Below are 16,189 nucleotides of genomic sequence, written 5' to 3' on the forward strand. Positions count from 1 at the left end.
GCAGCACGCCCGGGTCCACCGCCAGCGCGACCCGGCCCCCGATGATGGCCCCGTCCCCGCGCCCGGCCGCCCGGGACAGCCAGGACGCGGCACGCCCCAACCCCACCGCGGCCGAAGCACGCACGCTCAGATGTTGCTGGAACGGCCCTCTGTCGGAGGTGAGCAACCCATTCCCCGTAGTGGTCGACAGCATGGTGTGGGCGGTGTCGGCTTGCCCGCCCGGCTGGCATTCTTCCCTATCCGGCGCCACGGTCGGCACCTCCCTCCGGACCTTCTCGGTTCGTGCCTCGCCGGTGACCGTGGGTAGCAGGCTCGGCGCGCGTCAGGTCGGTCGGTCGCCGCCGCGGTCAGGGCGACGCGGCCGGATACCCGAACATCTCGTTCAGCGTGACCGGGTCGAGGTTGCGCTGCCTGATCAGATCGGTGAGCTGGTTGAAAAGTCCGAGCACGGTGGGATGGTTGGCGTGCCCCAGCATGATCACACCGGGCTGCAGGTAGCGGTTCGCCTGGTTCATCAGGAACTGCGGAGTGACCAGCCTGGAGTCCCCGTACGATCCGCTCCACATCACCGTGTTCCGGTAACCGAGGTCGCCGGCGAGCCCGTCGACGTGCTCGTTGTGGAAACCGAACGGCGGCCGGTAGTAGGGCTTGGTGCTGGTGCCGAAGGTCCGGTTCACCCACTCCTCGTTGCGTTCCAGCTCCGCACGGATCTGCGCGTCGTTCATCCGCCGCAGGTCGGGGTGGCTGAACGTGTGGTTGATGATCTGCACCTGACCGCGTTCTACCAGCGGCTTCAGCGTCTCGGCATGCGGCGCCCAGCTGTGGGCGTAGATGCCGTTCGGGCTGAAGGTGAGGTGGATGCCGGTGCGCGCGGCGAAGTCCACGTACCCGGCGACGACCTCGTTGCTGTAGCCGTCGTCGACGGTGAGCGCGATCCGGTTGGCGCCCGCCGGGCCCTTGCTGAGCACCCGGTTCGGGCCGCGCGGCGGTGCGGGCGGCGCGGGCGGCGGGGACTCGTCCCAGCCGGGCGGTCCGGACGGCGGAGTCAACGCACCCGTGGGCGGCATGCCGTCGGGTGGTGGCGCGCTCGCCGGGCCGTCGCGGCAACCGGCGACCGTGGCCGCCAGTCCCACGGCGAGCAGGCTGAAGAACCGTCGTCGGTGGAGGGGCGCGGGGGAGCCGGGCATGGCCCCACGCTAGCTACCGGACCGGGCGTGATCGCCACCCTGACCCGCCAGCCGCCGGGTTTCGGGGTGGAACGTCGACGCTCGCCCGGTTCGTCCGTGGCGGCCGGGGTGGTCAGGCTGCGCTGCTGTTCGCGGTGTGCTCGGCGGTACGGTCCACCACCAGTGCGGTGGCGTTGTCCTGCCCGCCGAGCCGGTGCGCGGTGTCCACCAGGTCGGTCACCGCGCCGCCCGGGTCGGCGGCGCGTTCCAGGATGGTGCGTAGCCGCGCGGTGGGGAGTGTCTTGTGCACGCCGTCGCTGCACAGCAGCAGCCGGCCGGCGGGCAGCGGGACATCCGCCGTGCCGATCAGTTCCGCGGCCGCAGTGCGAACGCTGGTGGTGACCACGTGCTCCATTCCCGGTGCCACCGGCAGGTTGCGGGCCCGGAAGTACGCCGCCAGGGTGTGGTCCTCGGTGACCTGGCGCAGTGTCCCTTCCGCCCAGAGGTAGGCCCGGCAGTCGCCGACCCAGGCGATCTCGCAGCGGTCCCCGGCTCCCCCCACGGCGACGACCAGCACGCAGTCACCGGTGTCCGGCGCGTCCGCCAGGGCCTCCCGAGCGACCATGATCGCCCCGCGGGGATCCGACGTCGCGGCGCCGACCGCCGCGTCGGCGGCGGTCCTGGCCGCGGCCGCGGCGGCCGGGTTGTCCCCAACCCCGTCGGCCACGGCGAAGGCCCACCGTCCCGCGCCGGGATCGGTGACGGCGGCGGTGGCGTCGGCGTTGAGTTCGCGCGGTCCCCGCGCGCTGGCGGCGTCCCACCGGAGGTGCTCGATGGGCAGCGTGTTGTCGGTCGACATGGCGGACCCCCGGGTCTGGTGTCGATGCGGATAACTCCAGGGAACCTGGGAATGGCCGCCATGGCCACAAAATCGGCACAGAAGACGCTGAGAATTCGCTGGCCGCGACACCGGCGGCCGCCCGGCGCAGGTCACCCCTTGGTCACGAACCGCACCACCGCCTCGGCCAGCGCCTCACCCGCGTCCTCCTGCAGGAAGTGCCCGGCACCGGCGATGGTGGGATGCTCCCGCCCGGATGCTCCGGGCATGGTGCGCCGCAGCACCGGCGCCATCGCGGCGGTGATCGGATCGCCGTCGGAGAACGCGCACAGGAAGGGCACCGGCAGGCCGGACAGCGTTCCCCAGGCCGCCCGGTTCGCCGGGGTGGCAGGGTCGTCCGGGCGGGTCGGCACCAGCAGCGGCATGGCCCGCGGACCGGCCTTGTAGGACTCGGTGGGGAACGGCGCGTCGTAGGCGGCCCGCACCTCGGGCGGCAACTCGGTGCGGCACCCGCTCTGCACCAGGCGCGCGATGTCCAGCGTGTCCGCGGACTCGACCACCCGGCGGAAGGCCCACCACACCTCGGGCATGTCGGTGTCCCCGGTGGGCAGGCCGGTGTTGGCGGCGACCACCGCGGCGAAGCGTTCGGCGTGCTCGGCCACCAGCCGCAGGCCGATCAACCCGCCCCAGTCCTGCCCGACCAGGGTCACCTGACGCAGGTCCAGCACGTCAAACGCCAGCTCGCGCACCCAGGCCACATGCCGCGCGTAGCTGTGGTCGGCGATCCGCGCCGGCTTGTCGGAGCGGCCGAAGCCGACCAAGTCGGGGGCGATCGCCCGCAGCCCGGCCGCGGCCAGCACCGGGAGCATCTTCCGGTAGAGGAACGACCAGCTCGGCTCGCCGTGCAGGAGCAGCACCACCGGACCGTCGGAGGGGCCGACCTCGACGTAGGCCATGCGCAGCGCACCGCCCTCGTGGTCGGTGACATCGGCGTAGCGCGGTGGGATGTCGAAGTCGGGCAGTCCGTCGAAGCACGATTCCGGGGTCCTGAACAGCTCCACGAAGGGGCACCGTAGCGGGAACCGGCGATGCTGCGCACCGCCGATCTCCTGCCCTCCGGACGCGCCCGCGTGGGAGAGTGGAGCGGATCGTCGGCGGCCGGCTGCGGATCCACGCGCCGCGGCGCGCCGGCCGCCCCGCCGATCGGACCTCCTGCCTGGCCGACGTGGTCACCAAGCGTGCACGGGCCGCTGCTGGCCATGCTGATGGCCGAGTTGGTGCGGCGGCACGCCGCGGGGCGGGCCGTGCGGTCGCTGCGTTACCGCCTGCGCCGGCCGGTGTTCGCCGACGACCCGGTCCTGGTGCACGGCGACCCGGTGGGCGAGGACGCGGCCCGGCTGGCGGTGTCCGCCTCGGTCGGCGAGACCCGCGCCGAGGCCGACATCGATTTCGAGTAGATCGAGTAGAGCGTCCAAACCGGACCATCCGGATGGTTCGGGCGGTGATACCTGCCTTTCGCAGCTTGCCGCGGGATTTTCCGCCGGCCGTGGAAGAAGAGCGCGGCGCGCGGAGTTGCACCGGGTGCGGGCGAGGACGGCTGGTCGCTTCGACGCCGACGAGCGCGCAACCGCGTACCCGGACGAGGATCGAGAGGCCCCCTGTCGCATGTCAACGACGTCGAACCAGGCCGCCCCGGAGCACACCCGCGCCGGCCCGGGGCAGGCGGACCCGGCGCCCCCGGCCGACTCCAGGCGATGGTGGGCGCTGTGCGTCATCGCCCTGGCCCAGTTGATGGTGGTGCTGGACATGACCATCGTCAACATCGCGCTCCCGCACACCCAGCGGGACCTGCACATCAGCGACGCTGACCGGCAGTGGGTGGTCACCGCCTACACGCTCGCCTTCGGTGGGCTGCTGCTGCTCGGCGGGCGGGTGGCGGACCTGGTCGGCCGCAAGCGCACCTTCCTGATCGGATTGGTCGGTTTCGGCGTGGCCTCCGCGCTCGGCGGCGCCGCGACCGGCGCCGCCATGCTCTTCGGCGCCAGGGCGTTGCAGGGTGTCTTCGCCGCCGTGCTGGCTCCGTCCGCGCTGTCGCTGCTCAGCACCACCTTCTCCGAGCCGAGGGAGCGCAGCAGGGCGTTCGGTGTGTACGGCGCGCTGGCCGGCGGCGGCAGCGCGATCGGGCTGATCGCCGGTGGGGTGCTCACCGAGAAGCTCGACTGGCGCTGGTGCATGTACGTTAACGTGCCGATCGCGGTGGTCGCGGTGCTCGGCGGCCTCGCGCTGCTGCGGGACCGGCCGTCCGAGCACGCGGTGCGCCGGCTGGACATCCCCGGGGTGCTGCTCGGCTGCGGCGGCCTGCTCGCCATCGTCTACGGGTTCAGCGAGGCGGAGTCGCGGGGTTGGACCGACAGCAGGGTGCTCGGCCTGCTCCTCGGCGGGCTGGCGCTGCTGGCCCTGTTCGTGCTGGTCGAGGCGAGGAGCCCGGGACCGCTGCTGCCGTTGCACATCCTCACCGACCGCAACCGCGGCGGTGCCTTCCTCGCCGTGGCGCTGGTGGTCATCGGCATGTTCGGCCAGTTCCTCTTCCTCACCTACTTCCTGCAGGTCACCAAGGGATACTCGCCGATCAGGACGGGGTTGGCGTTCCTGCCGCTGACCGCGGCGATCGTCACCGGTTCCACCCAGGTCAGCGCCCGGCTGATGACCCGCGTCCCGACCCGGCTGCTGATCGTGCCGGGGGCGCTGATCGCCGCCACCGGGATGGTGCTGATGACCCGGCTGCGGGTGGACAGCGACTACACCTCGCTCGTGCTGCCCGCGGAACTGCTGCTCGGTTTCGGCATGGGCCTGGTGATGATGCCGTCGATGAACACGGCCACCAGCCGGGTGGCGCCCAGGGACGCCGGCGTGACCTCGGCGACGGTGAACACCTCCCAGCAGGTGGGCGGGTCGATCGGCACCGCGCTGCTGAACACCATCGCGGCCACCGCGACCACCCGGTACCTCGCCGACCACCCCCGGCAGCTCGCGGTCGCCACGGTGCACGGCTACACGGTGGCGATCTGGTGGGCGGTCGGCGTGCTCGTGCTTGCCGCCCTGGTCGCCGCGGCGCTGATCAACGCCGATCCGCGACGGCAGGCGGCGGGGCCGCCGCCCGCCGCCCGCGCGGCCCCCGCACCGGCACCGCAGCCGGCCGGCACGGGGAGCGAGCTGCGGGGCCGGGTGACGGCGGTGGACGGCTCCGGCGTGCCGGCCGCGGCGCTCACCCTGATCGACCCGGCCGGCCACCAGATCGACCAGACCACCACGAACGAGGACGGCCGGTACCGGCTGGCCGCTCCGCGCGGCGGCGACTACGTGCTGATCACCTCGGCCACCGGCTACCAGCCGGAGGCCGCGCCGGTCACCCTCGGCGCCGGTGCGGTGGAGTTCCCGGTCCGGCTGGCCGGCGCGTCCGGGCTGTCCGGCACGGTCCAGTTGGCCGGTGCCCGGACCGTGGTGGCCGGCGCGCTGGCGGTGCTCGCCGACGCCAGGGGAGAGGTGGTCGCCTCCACCACGACCGGGGCCGACGGGCGGTACACCTTCGACGGTCTCCCGCCGGGGGATTACACCCTCGCGGTCAGCCACGCCGGTCACCACCCCACCGCGCTGCCGGTGCGGCTGCGGGACCAGGCGCCGGCCGAGCAGGACGTCGAGCTGACCGGGCACGCCGCCCTGTCCGGTACCGTCCGGGACCGCACCGGCCGGCCGGTCGCTCATGCCAGGGTGGCGCTGCTGGATCCGTTCGGCATCGTGGTGGACACCGCCACCACCGACGGGTCCGGCACCTACCGGTTCGTCACGGTATGTCCCGGCGACTACACGGTGATCGCCTCCGGGTACGCGCCCACGGTGGGCGCGCTGGTGGTCGACTCGGCCGAGCCGGTGCGCTTCGACATCGAACTCGGCCACGCGCGGCTGTAGCGCACCATCGGGTCCGCGCCGACAAGAAGGCCGCGACGCGGCAGCGCATCTCCGACGTCGCCACGGAACTGTTCGTGGCGCGCGGGTTCGACAACGTCACCGTGGCCGAGATCGCCGAGGCCGAGGGCGTGGCGCCGGACACGCCGCGGGTGCTGCTGGCCGCGGCGCTGATCACCGCCGGAAGCCGCGCGATCTACGTCGCCGCGGCCCGCCGCCTGATGGTCGGCGAGCGCACCGTCGACCTCGTCGACGGGCAGCGGCGCTGGTGAACCGTACCTTCGACGCGCTGGAGCGCGCGCTCTCCGAAGCCTGAGGAACGCCCTCCGCCGCATGATGGCCTCGACCCCTTCCGCCCCAAGGGATCGAGGCCATCCTCTGGCACCGCCGCCCCCCGGCCCCCTGCACGCCGCTCAGGAGCAGTTGCCCCAGCCCCAGCCCCAACCGTTGCCGTTCCCGTTGCACCTCCGGTAGGTCGGCGCCCAGGCCGCCCTGGTCGGGTACGACGTGTATCGCGCTGGCGGCGACCAGGGCGGCTGCGTGGACGATCGATACCCGCCCGCCCGGATCGCGGTCGGCGGCGGGACGGCCGGCGGGACCGTCCCGGTCTGCGGCGGCGGGGTCTCGGACGGCAGGGTCGTCGGGGCCATGCCGATCGGATCGTCCTGGTTCACCGTGGTCGGTGCCGTGGTGCCGGCGGCGACGGCCTCGCCGGCCGCCGGCTGTGTTGCGGCCTCACGGGCCGCCCACAGGCCACCGCCCAACAGGACAGCCGCACCCAGGCTGGCCGCGGCCACCACGAACACCGTCGGTCGCCTTGCCGCCGGCGCCGCCTGGGCGTCATCGGCCTGCTCGCCGGCCGCATCGGTGTGCTCGGCGAATGGTTTGGTGTGCTCGCCCGCCGCAACGGTGTGCTCGTCGGCTACATCGGTGTGCTCGTTGGCTTCAGCGGATTGCTCGTGCGGTGTCTCGTCCATGGCCCTACTTACGCGCGCACGGGCTGAGCGGTTTCAACGCCCGCAACGGAACCCTCGAGCGGCGCAATGCCCGTGGCACACCAACCGGCGGAAGCTACCCGCGGTGGTTCGCACGTGCAGAGCACCTTCGCTTTTCGGATTCGCGGAGCTATCCGAACAGGGCGGCCAGCACCCGGCCAGCCCGGTCCGCGTCCGGCGGCTCACCGGTGATCGCCCGCAGGTGGACGTAGGACTCGACGATGCGTACCGCGGTGTAGGCGAGGTCGTCCAGCGGCACCGTGGTGATCAAGCGGCCGGCGTCCACGTCCTCGGCCAGCAACGCGCGGACGAAGGCGACGAAGCGCGGCTGGAAACCGCCGTCCGCCAGGGTGAGCAGGCGCATCGCGAAGTCGCCCTCCTCGTCCAGGAACCGGCGCATGCCCGGGTTGGCCAGCACGTGGTGCATGAACTCGGTGAGCAGCACGGGGACGCGGGACCCCGCTCTCGGCCGCAGCCGGGCCGACTCCGACTCCAGGAACCGCTCGCTCATCGACCAGAGGATCTCGCTGAGCAACCGTTCCCGAGTGCCGACCCAGCGGTACAGGGTGACCCGGTTGACGCCCAGTTCCGCCGCCAGCGCCCGCATGTCCAGCCGCCGGCAGGAAAGGAACGTTCGCCGGGCAAGACGGATCGCGTCCTCCCTGGTCGATCGGCGTGGTGGTGCGGCCATCGCTCCCTCGAATCCCGGTCGTGCGCCGTCGGTCTTGACATCTCCGACACGTCGAGTATGAGCTGTGCAACACCTCGCGCATGTGTTGCATTCCGTGGGCCGGCGACATCCCCCGACGTGGCGCGAGTGATTGCACAATGCGCCGGGTATGGACGGCGTTGGCGGCGAGCGCGGTGATCGGCCAGGACCACGGCTGGTCACCTCGGCATCGGCGTCGGCCAGCCACGAACTGCCGGTGGTGTACTCCGGCGCGGCCGCGACCACGAACGCCACCCTGCGCCCGGACACCGCGCCGGCGGGCGCCAACGACTGGTCGTGCCGGCCGGGCGCGTGACCTCACCGCCGGCGGCGAGACCGTGTGCAGACCACCTGCGAGGTCACCACCCCGGTCAACAGGGGCTGACCGTCCGCGTGCCGCGACCGCTGATCCCGGCCGCGGCACGCGGACGCCGGCCGCTACGCCACGGTGAAGGTGACCTCGCTGCGCCCGCCCACCGGATGCAGCTTCACCACCGTCCCGCCGAACGGTCCCGGCTGCACCATCCAGCCGTCGGCGCCGGTCAGCTCTGGGCGCCGGTCAGCCGTCGACGGCGTGGTGCGCGAGGGCCGGACCCAGGTAGCGCCGGGCGCTGATCAGCGCGATACGGGCGCCGGTGAGGTCGCTGCCGGTGAGGTGTTCGCAGGCCACCATGACCTCGGCGGCAGCCCGCCCGGTGGGCCCGCCGTCGTCCACGTGACTGGCGCCGCTGGCCTGGAGTCGCCGGATCCACTGCTCAGGCTCGGCGAGTGGGGTGTCCGGACTCAGCCGAAGCAGTTGGAGCAGGGTGTCCTCGACCAGGTCGCGCAGCTGCTCGACGGTCGCTTCGCTCATGTTGAGTCACGGTAATCACTGTCCGGGCCGGCACCATCCGAAGGCGGCCAGGCCGCTCTTTCGAGTGATCGCGCCGAGGTGCGTCGCGGCGACCCGCCGGTGGCGAGCGGCGGCTGCCGGCCGGGCCCGCTCGCGGCGGTGGCCTCCGCGTGGCGGGCGCCTCAGGCCAGCTCGTAACCGGCCTCGGTCACCGCGGCGCGCACCAACGCGGGGTCCAGCGCCTCGTCACTGGTCACCGTGACCAGACCGGAGGCGAGGTCGACGTCGACCTGCCGGACGCCGCTGATCTCGCTGATCTCCTCGGTCACCGAGGCGACGCAGTGGTGGCAGGTCATGCCGGTGACGGTGTAGGTGGACCGGGTCATGGGCGTGTCTCCTCGCGTGCCGGGGTGGTGTCAGGAGCGGACCAGTCGGGCGATCGCGTTGCTGGCCTCGGTGATCTTCTCCTCGGCGAGTGCGCCGCCCTCGGCCATCGCCTCGCTGACGCAGTGCCGTAGGTGCTCGTCGATCAGCGAGATGGACACCGCCTGCAGCGCCCTGGTGGCCGCGGTGATCTGGGTGAGAACGTCGATGCAGTACTCGTCGTTCTCGATCATCCGGTGCAGCCCGCGGATCTGTCCCTCGATCCGGCGCAGCCGGCGCAGGTGGTCGTCCTTGTGCTCGGAGTAGCCGCGCATGGTCTCGCTCCACTTCGGTTCGGGGCGCCCCGCGCGGCCTGCCGGCGGCAGGGGGAGCGGGGCGCCCGATGCGTCCTATATACCATAGGGGGGTAAGGCATAGATCTCGAGGGTCCGGGCGGACCCAGGGAAGGATGCGCCGGCGCGGGAGGCGGCACATCCCGGCCGGGGTGCTCAGGTCGCCGCCGGTTGGGCGGGTACCTGCCGCGCGCCCCACCGGGCGCGCAGCGTGTCGACGAACGCGCTGAACTCGGCCACCATGGACACCCGTTCCGGGTCGAGCAGCCACTGCTGCTGCAGGCCATCCATGACCGCGATGGTGGTGCGCACCAGAGCGTCCACCGGCGCGTCCCGCCGGATCTCGCCGCGTTCCTGCCCGGCGCGGACCGCCTCGGTCAACCAGTTCTCGACGCCCGCGTAGTGCCGCCTGACCCACGCGTGGCCGGGATGGTCCGGCTCGACCGCCTCCGCGGTCACCCGCACGAACAGCCCGACCAGGTGCGGCCGCGTGGAGTTGCGCGCCACCAGGGCGGCGAGCGCCTCGAACGCGGCCCAACCCAGCGGCGGGGTGCCGTCGGCGCTGGCGAGGAACTCGCCGTCCTCGGCGTCCCGCGCCTCCAGCACCGCGCTGAGCAGGGCGGCCTTGCTGGGGAAGTGATGCAGCAGACCGGACTGGGACAGCCCTGTCTTCTCGGCCACCGCCGCGACCGAGGTGCCGCGAAAGCCGGAGGTGGCGAACAGTTCCAGGGCTGCCTGGACCGCACGGGCTCGGGACTGTGCCCCGCTGGCCCCGCCCCGTGATCGCGCACGATCTCCCGCCGTGCGGTAACGGGGTGGGAAGGACATCACCGTCTCCTTCGTCAGCCGATCAGGGGCAGCGTAACCCGCACGTCGCCAAGCCCACGGGCGATCAGCACGGCACCGCCTGCGGGCAGCGGTTCCCACCCGCCGGCCTCGGCGTCCCACATCCGCTGCGTGCGGATGTCGCAGGGGACCTCGACCCGCGCGGTCTCGCCGGGTGCGAGGTGCGCCGCGGTCCAGCCGATCAACCGCACCGGCTCGGCCGGATCGGCGGGGCGCAGGTACGCCTGCACCACCTCGCGGCCCGGGCGCCGACCGGTGTTGGTCAGCGTCACGGCCACCGAGCGGACCACGTCGCGGTGGACGGTGACATCGCCCTCGCCGTACTCCCAGGTCGTGTAGCCCAGCCCGTGCCCGAACCAGAACAGCGGTTCCGGCATGCCCTCCCGGAACCAGCCCCGGTACCCCACGGCGGTGCCCTCGGCGTAGGCCACCCGGTCGCCCACCGGCACCGGCGACCACGCCGGGCCGTCCCCGTCCCGCGCCGGGAAAGTGGTCACCAGCCGACCGGCCGGCTCCACCTCGCCGAGCAGCGCGGCGGCAACCGCGTCGCCGGCCTCCTGACCGGGCAACCCGGCCAACAGCACCGCGTCGACCCGGTCCAGCCACGGCATGAGCACCGGAGTCGCGGCGTTGACCACCACGACGGTGCGCGGGGCCACCGCGGCGACCGCGGCCACCAGGGCGTCCTGCTCACCGGGCAGGGCGAGGGTGGACTTGTCCAGCCCCTCGGTCTCCTGCTCCTCGGTGAGCCCGACGACCACGACGGCCACGTCGGCGTCCCGGGCGGCGCGGGTGGCGGCGCTGATGACCTCCGCGGCCGGCCGCGGCGCCGGCCGGGCGACCAGGCCGAGCAGGCTGTGGTCACCGCCGGGCCGGACCGCGGCGATGATCCGGTCCCCGGGTCGGAGTTCCAGGTCGGCGGTCCACGCGTGCGGCACCAGCACGCCCTCGCCCAGCGCTCCGGTGCCGCGCAGGTTCGCCGTGTCGCGGCGCTGCCCGGCGCGGAACACCCACTCGCCCAGGCCGCGCACGCCGACCCGCATCCGCGTTGGCCGGTCCAGCACCACCTCCGCGGACAGTTCCACGGTGGCCGCGCTCTCCAGCCAGCCGCCCGGGCTGAGCAGCACCTCGGCCCGCTCCACGTGCCGCGAACCGAGCACCGCACCCGCGGCGTCCCTGGCCGTCACCCGCATCCCCGGGCGGCCGTCCTCCGGGTCGCGCAGTGCCTCCGGCGGCGGCGCCGTCGGATGCCGCCGCACCTCCACGCCGTCCGCCACGGACACCCGATCCGCGCCGAGCGCGGCGACCATCCCGTCCGCGATGCTGACCACGTGCGGCGGGCGCACCCGGGCCGAGCCGCCACCCTGCGCGACGGTCTCCACCGCATGCCGGCCGATCAGCGCCACCGTGCCGGAGCTGGCCAGCGGCAGCGTCTCGTTTCGGTTGACCAGCACGGTCATCCCGCCGGCGGCCAGCCGGCGCAGTTGCCGCCTGCGGTACAGGCCGTCCGGCGCCGGCAGGTCGGTCGGCCACTCCCGTTGTGTGCCGAGCGCCCCGACCCGGTGCGCCAGCCGGAGCAGCCGGCGCACGTGTTCGTCCACTGTGGACTCCGCCACCCGGCCGTCGCGCACCGCGGCGACCAGCCTGCCCTCCCACGGCCCGCCCGGGCCGGGCATCACCAGGTCGAGTCCGCCGTTCGCGCTGGCCGCCGTCGATGTGGTGGCGAACCAGTCGGACATCACCAGCCCCCGGTAACGCCACTCGCCCTTGAGCACGCCGTCGAGAAGTTCCGCGTGCTCGGTAGCCGGGACGCCGTTGACCAGGTTGTAGGAGGCCATCACCGCCCACGGGTCGGCCCGGTCCACGACGATCTCGAACGGCAGCAGGTAGACCTCGCGCAGGGTTCGCTCGTCCACCACCGAGTCGGCCGTGGTGCGGTCGGTCTCGCTCTCGTTGGCCAGGAAGTGCTTCGGCGTGGCCGCGATTCCCTTCTCCTGAAGGCCGCGCACGTATGCCGCGGCCAGCTCGCCGGTGAGCAGCGGGTCCTCGCCGTAGGCCTCGAAGAGCCGGCCGCCCAGCGGGGTGCGATGCAGGTTGATCGTCGGACCGAGGACCACGTGTACCCGCTGCGCCGCTGCCTCGTCCGCGAGTAGCGCGCCGGCCTCCTCGGTCACCGCGGTGTCCCAGTGTTGCGCGAGCAGCGTGGCGTTGGGCAGCAGGCAGGCGATCCGCCCGCCGACGAACTCCGCGCCGCGCACCCCGGTCGGGCCGTCGGAGAGGATCATCGGGGCAAGCCCGATCGCCGGCTCGCCGCGCAGCGCGAACATCGCCGCGCCGGTCAGCAGCCGAACCTTGCGCTCCAGCTCGAGCGCGGCGATCGCCTCGTCGATGTGCGCGTCGAGGTCGGTGACGGGTGTCGCTGCCATGGTGTCCTTCCCTCGCTGACGACCCTTCGGTGACCAGGCGTCCGGTGACGCGCGGGTCCCGGCGCATCCACCCGTTCCGGTGCGGTCGGCGGACGACCGGCGCACGCGGCCGAGGTGGTGCCGAGCACATCACGGGTGCAGACCGAGTGATCGGTCGGTATACCGTGGCGTGACCGTTCCGAGATGATCAAGTAATCAAGGCCGGCGCGACCCGCCGTCGAACGACCTCCTAGAGTGGGGCGGGCGCGATCGGTGATCGGAGCACTACGGGCAGAGGGCGAGTCGTGAGGCGGGGCGACCTGGTGAGGCGGGCGGTCGGTACTCCGGGCGCGGACGGCGGAGGGCGACCGAGCAAGGCGGGCATGTACAGCTACTGGCTGGGCGGCTCGCATTACCTGCCGACCGACCGGGACCGGGCGGAGCGGGCGCTGGCATGCGTCCCGCACCTGCCCTACCTGGTCCGAACCCATCGCGCTTTCCTCCGCCGCGCCGTGCGGTACCTGGTCGGCCTCGGCGTCGCGCAGTTCCTCGATCTCGGCTCCGGGTTGCCCGCCGACGGCAGTGTGCACGAGGTGGCCCAGGGTGTGAACCCCGACTGCCGGGTGGTCTACACCGACCTCGACGCCGCGGTGGCGACCGAGGGGCGGCGGCTGCTCGCGGACGTGCCGGGAACTGGGTACGTGCACGCCGACATCCGGGATCCGGAGCGGTTGCTGGGTGCAGTCGCCGAGTGCGGCCTGCTGGACCTCGGCCGACCCACCGCCGTGGTCATGGTCGACGTGCTGCAGCACATCCCCGACGAGGACGACCCGGCCGGGCTGATCGCCGCGTACGCGGCCGCCGTCGGCCCGGCCGGCTACCTGGCCATCTCGCACACCAGCCCGGACCCCGACACGCTGGCCGGACTCGAGCTGTACGCGCAGCTCTACGCTCCGTCGCCGGCGATGACCTTCCGGCACCCGATGCGGGTGGTGGAACTGCTCGGCGGGCTGGAGATCGTGGCCCCCGGAGTCGTGCCGGTGCCGCTGTGGCGCCCCGAGCCGGGCGCGGACACCGACCGCAACCCGGAACACTTCTTCGGTTGCGCGGCCCTCGCCCGCCCGCGCTGAGCATCGGCGGGTCCGGGCGCACCACCGCGGCCGCGGGCCATGCGTCGGGCCGACCATCGAACGGGCCGCCGGTGGACGGTAAACGGGCACGGCGGCCACCGGGGTAACGGCCGGTGCGGCCGAAACCGCAGGTCGGCGCGTGGCGAATCGGGCACCAATCGGGCACCGACGCGCTCGATGTGGCGCTGGCCACAGCGTGACGCCGGTGTTAAACCTATCCGCAGCCCGAACGGGCATCGCCGAACCGATCGGGCAGGCCGGCCCGCGACCCGGGCGGAGCGCTACTCGGGACGACCGGACGGGCGCCGGCGAGGCGTCCCGGCGACGCGACGGCGGTGGCGCGCGTGGAGGAGGTGGACGCATGCAGGCAGACGAACGCCAGCGGCGCATCCTCGCCCGGGCGCGCTCCGCCGGGCACGTGGACGTGGGGGAGATCGCCGCCGAACTGTCGGTCGCCCCGGAAACCGTCCGCAGGGACCTGCGCCTGCTGGACGAGCACGGGCTGGTCCGCCGCACCCACGGCGGAGCGGTCCCGGTGGAAAGCGCCGGGTTCGAGACGGGGATGGCCTACCGGTCGTCCTCGCACGTACCGGAGAAGCGGCGGATCGCGCGTGCCGCGGCGGAACGCCTGGGTGACGCGGAGACGGTGTTCGTCGACGAGGGGTTCACCCCGCAACTCGTCGCCGAGGCCCTGCCACTGACCCAGCCGCTGACCGTGGTCACCGCGTCGCTGCCCACCGCCTCGGCGCTGTCCGAGTGCCCACGGGTGACCGTGCTGCTGCTCGGTGGCCGGTTGCGCGGCCGCACCATGGCCACGGTGGACCACTGGGCCACCCGCATGCTCGGCGAGATGGTCATCGACCTGGCCTACCTGGGCGCCAACGGGATCTCCCGCGAGCAGGGACTGACCACTCCGGACCCCGCGGTGGGTGCGGTCAAGGCGCAGGCGGTGCGCGCCGCGCGGCGCCGCATCTTCGTTGGTGTACACACGAAGTTCGGTGTCGCCACGTTCCACCGCTTCGCCGAGGTCGCCGATTTCGAGGCGATAATCACGGATTCATCGTTGCCGGCCGCGGAGGCCCACCGATACGCGCTGCTCGGCCCCCGGGTCATCAGAGCCTGACCCGGGGGCGACAACCCAAGAACGACCCAAGGCGGAGTCCCGCGCGGGGTACTCCCATGCCCTGTCCCGTTCGATTCCGCGGTGTGAGGAGAAGAGGACGATGACGTCATCCCGAATTCGCCGAGCCGCACTCGCCGCGGCCGGCGTGACCCTTCTTTCGGTGGCGGGCACGGCCTGCGCGGGTGCGGGCGGTGGTGGTGCGGCCGGCGACCAGTCGACCATCAACGTGCTTATGGTGAACAACCCGCAGATGGTGGACATCCAGCGGCTCACCGCGGACAACTTCACCAAGCAGACCGGCATCAAGGTCAACTACACGGTACTGCCGGAGAACGACGTCCGCGACAAGATCACCCAGGAGTTCTCCAGCCAGGCCGGCCAGTACGACGTGGCCACGGTGAGCAATTTCGAGGTGCCGTTCTACGCGAAGAACGGTTGGCTCGCCCCGCTCGACGACCATATCGCCAAGGACACCGCCTTTGACCAGAACGATATTCTTCCGTCCATGCGGCAGTCGCTGACCGCCGATGACGGAAAGGTCTACGCGGAGCCGTTCTACGGCGAGTCGTCATTTCTGATGTACCGCAAGGACGTGTTCGCCGCCAAGGGCCTCAGCGTGCCGCCCAACCCGACCTGGCAGCAGGTCGCCGACCTCGCCGCGGCGGCGGACGGTGCCCAGCCCGGCATGAAGGGCATCTGCCTGCGTGGCCAGCCGGGCTGGGGTGAGCTGTTCGCGCCGCTGACCACCGTGGTCAACACCTTCGGTGGCACCTGGTTCACCAAGGACTGGCAGCCCCAGGTGAACGCGCCGGAGTTCAAGGACGCCACCAACTTCTACGTCAACCTGGTGCGGGCACACGGCGAGGCGGGCGCACCGCAGGCCGGGTTCTCCGAATGCCTCAACAACATGACCCAGGGCAAGGTGGCCATGTGGTACGACGCCACCTCGGCGGCCGGCCAGCTCGAGACGCAGGACTCGCCGGTGGCCGGCAAGATCGGCTACGCGCAGGCGCCGGTGGTGAGGACGAAGAACTCCCAGTGGCTCTACACCTGGGCCTGGGGCGTGCAGAAGGCCAGCAAGAAGCAGGACGCCGCGTGGAAGTTCATCTCCTGGGCGTCCGGCAAGGACTACGAGAACCTGGTCGGCAGCAAGCTCGGCTGGTCCAAGGTGCCGGCCGGCAAGCGCGCCTCCACCTACACCAACCCGGACTACCTCAAGGCCGCCGGCGCGTTCGCCGCGCCCACCGAGCAGGCCATCGCCGGCGCCGACCCGCGCAACCCCGGTGTGCAGCCCCGGCCGACCATCGGCATCCAGTTCGTCGACATCCCCGAGTTCACCGACCTGGGCACCCAGGTGTCGCAGCGGGTGAGCGCGGCGATCGCGGGCAGCGAGTCGGTGGACGCCGCCCTCGACGCCGGCCAGCAACTCGCCGAGAAGGTCGCCGCCAAGTACCGGGGCAAGTGAC

At 72.7% G+C, this 16,189-nt stretch carries 17 protein-coding genes; 7 read left to right on the forward strand and 10 right to left on the reverse strand.

Annotated elements, in window-relative coordinates; genetic code table 11:
* Nucleotides 1-347: 347 nt before the first annotated feature.
* The 3 genes from FFT21_RS00005 to FFT21_RS00015 form a co-directional block, all read right to left on the reverse strand.
* Nucleotides 348-1,187 carry a polysaccharide deacetylase family protein gene (locus FFT21_RS00005; protein ID WP_225977988.1) on the reverse strand — a complete coding sequence of 280 codons (840 nt, stop codon included), beginning with the start codon at nt 1,185-1,187 and terminating at the stop codon, nt 348-350.
* A 112-nt stretch (nt 1,188-1,299) separates the two neighbouring features.
* Nucleotides 1,300-2,025 carry a PP2C family protein-serine/threonine phosphatase gene (locus tag FFT21_RS00010; RefSeq protein WP_137811611.1) on the reverse strand — a complete coding sequence of 242 codons (726 nt, stop codon included), beginning with the start codon at nt 2,023-2,025 and terminating at the stop codon, nt 1,300-1,302.
* A gap of 131 nt (nt 2,026-2,156) precedes the next feature.
* A complete protein-coding gene (locus tag FFT21_RS00015; RefSeq protein ID WP_137811612.1) occupies nt 2,157-3,065 on the reverse strand; it encodes a haloalkane dehalogenase in 909 nt (302 codons plus the stop codon).
* Between the two features lie 177 nt (nt 3,066-3,242).
* Here FFT21_RS00015 and FFT21_RS00020 point away from each other — a divergent pair, with 177 nt between their 5' ends.
* The 3 genes from FFT21_RS00020 to FFT21_RS30610 all read left to right on the forward strand — a co-directional run bounded on the left by FFT21_RS00020 (nt 3,243) and on the right by FFT21_RS30610 (nt 6,239).
* Nucleotides 3,243-3,461, forward strand: a complete 219-nt coding sequence (locus tag FFT21_RS00020; protein WP_137811613.1) for a hotdog family protein — start codon at nt 3,243-3,245, stop codon at nt 3,459-3,461.
* A gap of 208 nt (nt 3,462-3,669) precedes the next feature.
* Nucleotides 3,670-5,970: an MFS transporter gene (locus FFT21_RS00025; protein ID WP_137811614.1), complete on the forward strand. Its 2,301-nt coding sequence runs from the start codon at nt 3,670-3,672 to the stop codon at nt 5,968-5,970.
* Nucleotides 5,853-6,239 (forward strand): TetR family transcriptional regulator, encoded by a 387-nt coding sequence (locus tag FFT21_RS30610; RefSeq protein ID WP_137811615.1) that lies wholly within the window; start codon nt 5,853-5,855, stop codon nt 6,237-6,239. Before FFT21_RS00025 ends, FFT21_RS30610 begins: the two co-directional genes overlap by 118 nt.
* A gap of 141 nt (nt 6,240-6,380) precedes the next feature.
* Here the strand turns inward: FFT21_RS30610 and FFT21_RS00035 are convergent, their stop codons facing one another.
* Both FFT21_RS00035 and FFT21_RS00040 read right to left on the reverse strand, forming a co-directional pair.
* The gene (locus FFT21_RS00035; RefSeq protein WP_137811616.1) at nt 6,381-6,944 is read right to left on the reverse strand and encodes a hypothetical protein; all 564 of its coding nucleotides are present in this window, start codon (nt 6,942-6,944) and stop codon (nt 6,381-6,383) included.
* A 148-nt stretch (nt 6,945-7,092) separates the two neighbouring features.
* The gene (locus tag FFT21_RS00040; RefSeq protein WP_137811617.1) at nt 7,093-7,653 is read right to left on the reverse strand and encodes a QsdR family transcriptional regulator; all 561 of its coding nucleotides are present in this window, start codon (nt 7,651-7,653) and stop codon (nt 7,093-7,095) included.
* A gap of 148 nt (nt 7,654-7,801) precedes the next feature.
* Between FFT21_RS00040 and FFT21_RS00045 the strand changes: the two genes are divergently transcribed.
* The gene (locus tag FFT21_RS00045; RefSeq protein ID WP_137811618.1) at nt 7,802-7,987 is read left to right on the forward strand and encodes a hypothetical protein; all 186 of its coding nucleotides are present in this window, start codon (nt 7,802-7,804) and stop codon (nt 7,985-7,987) included.
* A 243-nt stretch (nt 7,988-8,230) separates the two neighbouring features.
* Here the strand turns inward: FFT21_RS00045 and FFT21_RS00050 are convergent, their stop codons facing one another.
* From FFT21_RS00050 to FFT21_RS00070, 5 genes are all read right to left on the reverse strand, one after another.
* Nucleotides 8,231-8,524 carry a hypothetical protein gene (locus FFT21_RS00050; RefSeq protein WP_137811619.1) on the reverse strand — a complete coding sequence of 98 codons (294 nt, stop codon included), beginning with the start codon at nt 8,522-8,524 and terminating at the stop codon, nt 8,231-8,233.
* A 161-nt stretch (nt 8,525-8,685) separates the two neighbouring features.
* Nucleotides 8,686-8,889 carry a heavy-metal-associated domain-containing protein gene (locus FFT21_RS00055; protein WP_137811620.1) on the reverse strand — a complete coding sequence of 68 codons (204 nt, stop codon included), beginning with the start codon at nt 8,887-8,889 and terminating at the stop codon, nt 8,686-8,688.
* Between the two features lie 30 nt (nt 8,890-8,919).
* Nucleotides 8,920-9,201 carry a metal-sensitive transcriptional regulator gene (locus tag FFT21_RS00060; protein WP_137811621.1) on the reverse strand — a complete coding sequence of 94 codons (282 nt, stop codon included), beginning with the start codon at nt 9,199-9,201 and terminating at the stop codon, nt 8,920-8,922.
* Between the two features lie 174 nt (nt 9,202-9,375).
* A complete protein-coding gene (locus FFT21_RS00065) occupies nt 9,376-10,047 on the reverse strand; it encodes a TetR/AcrR family transcriptional regulator (protein ID WP_137811622.1) in 672 nt (223 codons plus the stop codon).
* A 14-nt stretch (nt 10,048-10,061) separates the two neighbouring features.
* Nucleotides 10,062-12,491 carry a beta-glucosidase family protein gene (locus FFT21_RS00070; RefSeq protein WP_137811623.1) on the reverse strand — a complete coding sequence of 810 codons (2,430 nt, stop codon included), beginning with the start codon at nt 12,489-12,491 and terminating at the stop codon, nt 10,062-10,064.
* Between the two features lie 302 nt (nt 12,492-12,793).
* Between FFT21_RS00070 and FFT21_RS00075 the strand changes: the two genes are divergently transcribed.
* The 3 genes from FFT21_RS00075 (at nt 12,794) to FFT21_RS00085 (ending at nt 16,188) form a co-directional block, all read left to right on the forward strand.
* Nucleotides 12,794-13,600: an SAM-dependent methyltransferase gene (locus FFT21_RS00075; protein ID WP_225978026.1), complete on the forward strand. Its 807-nt coding sequence runs from the start codon at nt 12,794-12,796 to the stop codon at nt 13,598-13,600.
* A 361-nt stretch (nt 13,601-13,961) separates the two neighbouring features.
* Nucleotides 13,962-14,723, forward strand: coding sequence for a DeoR/GlpR family DNA-binding transcription regulator (locus FFT21_RS00080; RefSeq protein WP_137811625.1), 762 nt, complete (start codon nt 13,962-13,964; stop codon nt 14,721-14,723).
* 100 nt (nt 14,724-14,823) lie between these two features.
* Nucleotides 14,824-16,188 (forward strand): ABC transporter substrate-binding protein, encoded by a 1,365-nt coding sequence (locus FFT21_RS00085; RefSeq protein ID WP_137811626.1) that lies wholly within the window; start codon nt 14,824-14,826, stop codon nt 16,186-16,188.
* Nucleotide 16,189: the final 1 nt, after the last annotated feature.

The sequence above is a fragment of the Gandjariella thermophila genome, assembly GCF_005405885.1.
GTDB lineage: Bacteria > Actinomycetota > Actinomycetes > Mycobacteriales > Pseudonocardiaceae > Gandjariella > Gandjariella thermophila.

Bases quoted from the DNA above. Each gene is read 5' to 3' on its own strand.
- FFT21_RS00005 (WP_225977988.1), bottom strand. From the start codon at position 1,187: ATGCCCGGCTCCCCCGCGCCCCTCCACCGACGACGGTTCTTCAGCCTG.
- FFT21_RS00010 (WP_137811611.1), bottom strand. From the start codon at position 2,025: ATGTCGACCGACAACACGCTGCCCATCGAGCACCTCCGGTGGGACGCC.
- FFT21_RS00025 (WP_137811614.1), top strand. From the start codon at position 3,670: ATGTCAACGACGTCGAACCAGGCCGCCCCGGAGCACACCCGCGCCGGC.
- FFT21_RS30610 (WP_137811615.1), top strand. From the start codon at position 5,853: ATGTCCCGGCGACTACACGGTGATCGCCTCCGGGTACGCGCCCACGGT.
- FFT21_RS00035 (WP_137811616.1), bottom strand. From the start codon at position 6,944: ATGGACGAGACACCGCACGAGCAATCCGCTGAAGCCAACGAGCACACC.
- FFT21_RS00040 (WP_137811617.1), bottom strand. From the start codon at position 7,653: ATGGCCGCACCACCACGCCGATCGACCAGGGAGGACGCGATCCGTCTT.
- FFT21_RS00045 (WP_137811618.1), top strand. From the start codon at position 7,802: ATGGACGGCGTTGGCGGCGAGCGCGGTGATCGGCCAGGACCACGGCTG.
- FFT21_RS00050 (WP_137811619.1), bottom strand. From the start codon at position 8,524: ATGAGCGAAGCGACCGTCGAGCAGCTGCGCGACCTGGTCGAGGACACC.
- FFT21_RS00055 (WP_137811620.1), bottom strand. From the start codon at position 8,889: ATGACCCGGTCCACCTACACCGTCACCGGCATGACCTGCCACCACTGC.
- FFT21_RS00060 (WP_137811621.1), bottom strand. From the start codon at position 9,201: ATGCGCGGCTACTCCGAGCACAAGGACGACCACCTGCGCCGGCTGCGC.
- FFT21_RS00065 (WP_137811622.1), bottom strand. From the start codon at position 10,047: ATGTCCTTCCCACCCCGTTACCGCACGGCGGGAGATCGTGCGCGATCA.
- FFT21_RS00070 (WP_137811623.1), bottom strand. From the start codon at position 12,491: ATGGCAGCGACACCCGTCACCGACCTCGACGCGCACATCGACGAGGCG.
- FFT21_RS00080 (WP_137811625.1), top strand. From the start codon at position 13,962: ATGCAGGCAGACGAACGCCAGCGGCGCATCCTCGCCCGGGCGCGCTCC.
- FFT21_RS00085 (WP_137811626.1), top strand. From the start codon at position 14,824: ATGACGTCATCCCGAATTCGCCGAGCCGCACTCGCCGCGGCCGGCGTG.